This is a genomic window from Pseudoalteromonas sp. SR45-5 (assembly GCF_014163565.1).
GTDB lineage: Bacteria > Pseudomonadota > Gammaproteobacteria > Enterobacterales > Alteromonadaceae > Pseudoalteromonas > Pseudoalteromonas distincta.
In genome coordinates this window covers 1-3,314 of the sequence record NZ_JACJDN010000459.1, presented here as the reverse complement: position 1 = coordinate 3,314, position 3,314 = coordinate 1, and the positions used below count along the sequence as shown (strand labels likewise).

Genomic DNA, 3,314 nt, shown 5'->3' with positions numbered 1-3,314 from the left:
GGTTGCTGGTGGTTGCAAGCTTTACGTTGCTTGATGTATTGCCACTTACGGCAACTACATTTTTAGTGAGTTTGCTAGGGTTAGTTAATTCAACAACCGTGGTCGTTAAGAACCGCAGTTCGGTAAAAGTACCCGAGCTAAAACTTATGTTGTATACCGGTATACCGTTAATGCTGATAGGTTTTGTGCTACTTGAGTTTATGTCGTCGCATTTAACGCACTATTTAAACTTTATTTTAGGTGTAAGTATTCTGCTGTGCTGCGCTTTAATGCTGATTGGCCGCGATCGTGCTAATAAACAAAGCCGCCCTCGTTCGTTTTTAATAGCTGGAGGGGTGAGTGGATTACTTGGTGGGTTGTTTTCAACCTCAGGGCCGCCGCTTGTGTTTCAGTGTTATAAACAAAGTTGGTCTATTGAAGCTATTCGCAGTACGTTATTAGCGGTATTTACTATTGGCGGGTTAGTACGTGTAGGTATCGCTTTATTTGGTACTTTGCCGGGGCTCGACATTATGTTTTTAATTGCAGCGGCTATTCCCTTAGTGTTGTTAGTTACGCATTTTGCTCGTAAATTAACGCCTTACGTTGACGCTAAATGGGTACGTATTATAGCAATTGTATTGCTTGGCCTAAGTGGTATATCGCTGGTGGCAACATCGGCGCCGGGTATATTTTAAAAATCGCGACGTAAATAATTCATCTTGAGTTTATTTACGTTGACATGGGGATTACAATTATTTAACTTGTGTCTTATACAAGACTAATAATTGGTTAAGGAACTCCCATGAATGCATTTGAATTACGTGAGCCAGACTGGAACGCAATAGAGCCAGCATGCTTAACCGCACAGCCAAAGTTACAAGGCAATGTGCTGGTTTTGCCCACTCAGTTTGGTGATATTAGCGTAACGATAAGCCAGTTTGGTTTACGTTTAAATGCAGGCACCACGCATGACGAGCAGTTTAAAATATTAACCACAACCCCATCAGAATACCCCCTCACACTTAGCAAAAACAATAATGATTACAGTGTAAGTGGTGGCGAATACCGGCTAGAGTTTTACTGCGACCCTTTTCATTTCAAACTTTATAAAAACGATGAGCTAGTGCAGCAATCAGCAACCGATGGCCACTTTGTACGCCAGCATCGTTTACCGCCACTGGCTAAAACTGATAACGGCTGGATATTAAGCTTAGAGCTTAACTACGATGAGGCCGTGTATGGTCTTGGCGAAAAATGGGGAAAGCTTGATAAACGCGGCCAACTTATTCGTTCATACAACCACGATGCGCTAGGCGTTAACGCCGAAAAGTCTTATAAAAACACACCGTATGCATGGAGCCCAGAAGGCTGGAACTTATTTGTACATACACCTGCACCGGTAACTCATGGCGTAGGTTACGCACTGTGGTCGCAACGCGCATATGTATGTTTAGTTGAAGATGAGGCGCTAGATGTATTTTTATATCAAGAACAAACACCTGCTCAAAGCATTAACCGTTACTGTGAGCTAACAGGTTTTGCACCGGTGCCACCGCAGTGGAGCTTTGGTGTTATTTTATCAAAAGCGTATTACAAAGATGCTGACGAATTACTGAGTGTTGCCCGCGAAGTGCGTGCTAAAAGTATGCCGTGCGACGTAATTACTCTTGATGGCCGCGCATGGCAAGACACCGACACCCGCTTTGCATTTGAATGGGATCCAACACGCTACGCCGACCCAAAACCAGTGCTTGATGAACTAAAAGCCATGGATTTTAAAATTTGCGTATGGGAATACCCGATGATCTCGGTAAATAACCCATTATTTGCTAAAGCGGCCGAAAATGGCTGGCTTATAAAAGATAAACGCACCGGTAAAGCGTATCAATACGAGTGGGATTTAAGCCCATTTGGCGAAGTACTTACACCATTACCAGAGTCGGGTATTTTAGATTTTACTCACCCCGACGCTTACGAATACTGGCTCGAATCGCACAAGCCATTGTTTGAGCTGGGCGTAGATATGATAAAAGCAGACTTTGGCGAACAGCTAGAAGACGAAAACATGGTATCGCACAGTGGCGATAGCGGCATTAGACTGCATAATGTTTATAGCATGCTGTACAACCGCTGCGTTTATGAAGCTGCAGAAAAGTACTGTAAAACAGGGCCATTTTTGTTTAGCCGTTCAGCATGGACTGGCAGCCAACGTTTTCCTGCACAGTGGGGCGGCGACCCGCAGGCCGATTGGCAAGGTTTAGCAGCGAGTATTCGCGGCAGCTTAGCGTGGGGCATGTCGGGCGGGCCATTTTTTGCAACCGACATTGGCGGTTTTTACAAAGACACTCGCGATGCAGAACTTTACGTGCGCTGGGCGCAAGCGTCGGTATTTAGTGCGCATATGCGCTTACACGGTATTGGTCCTCGCGAACCGTGGTCTTACACCGAGCAAGCAAGTGATGCGGTATTTGCAGCGCTTAAATTGCGCTACCAACTTATTCCTTATTTAGAGCAAAGTGCCATACAAGCACAGCAAACTGGCTTGCCAATTCAGCGTGCAATGGTTTTAGCATTTCCTGATGATGTGCTAGCGCATAGTTTTGATCAGCAATTTATGTGCGGTGAAAAATTGTTAGTAGTGCCTTGTGTCGTACCAAACGGTAAAGTGAAGTTTTATTTACCACAAGGCAACTGGATTCGCTTTCCTGATAAACAATCTTACGAAGGTGGTAAGTACTACGAGCACACACTCGCACTTGAAGAAATGGCAGTATTTGTACGCGAAGGCGACAGCCTAATGCTTGGCCCAGAGGTTCAACACACAGAACAAGACATGAGCCAATTAACAGCATGGCCTAAATAAATCTCGGCTTAATAAAAAACACACACTACACACATACAACACACAATAATAAAGATATTAGCTTACTTTTTACCGAGTAAAGTAAGCTAAAAGGGGCGCAAGATGGAAGGTATGAACATTACCATGACACTGCTATCGTGCTTGGCGTTTATGGCGCTGGTGGGATATATCTCGTACCAAAAAACCAAAGGGGAAGTTAACACCCAAGATGGCTACTTTTTAGCGGGTCGTGGGTTAACAGGTACATTTATAGCAGGGTCAATGATCCTCACTAACTTATCGGCCGAGCAACTAATTGGCCTTAATGGCTCAGCCTATGGTTACAACCTAAGCTCAATGGCGTGGGAAGTAACCGCAGGAGTATCAACCATTATTATGGCGTTGATCTTTTTGCCTCGTTATCTAGCGGGCGCGTTTTCTACCTTACCTGAATTTTTACGGGATCGTTTTGACGATACCGTACGACGCA

Annotated in this window: 3 protein-coding genes; all 3 read left to right on the top strand. The window is 44.5% G+C overall.

Annotation, left to right across the window (positions count from 1 at the left end):
• Nucleotides 1-2 precede the first annotated feature (2 nt).
• Nucleotides 3-677 carry a TSUP family transporter gene (locus tag H5072_RS15085; protein ID WP_259395962.1) on the top strand — a complete coding sequence of 225 codons (675 nt, stop codon included), beginning with the start codon at nt 3-5 and terminating at the stop codon, nt 675-677.
• Nucleotides 678-784: 107 nt separating this feature from the next.
• Nucleotides 785-2,845 carry an alpha-xylosidase gene (locus tag H5072_RS15080; protein WP_182693981.1) on the top strand — a complete coding sequence of 687 codons (2,061 nt, stop codon included), beginning with the start codon at nt 785-787 and terminating at the stop codon, nt 2,843-2,845.
• A 102-nt stretch (nt 2,846-2,947) separates the two neighbouring features.
• Nucleotides 2,948-3,314, top strand: a 367-nt coding sequence (locus tag H5072_RS15075) for a sodium:solute symporter family transporter (RefSeq protein ID WP_404936330.1), incomplete at its 3' end; no start/stop codon positions are given.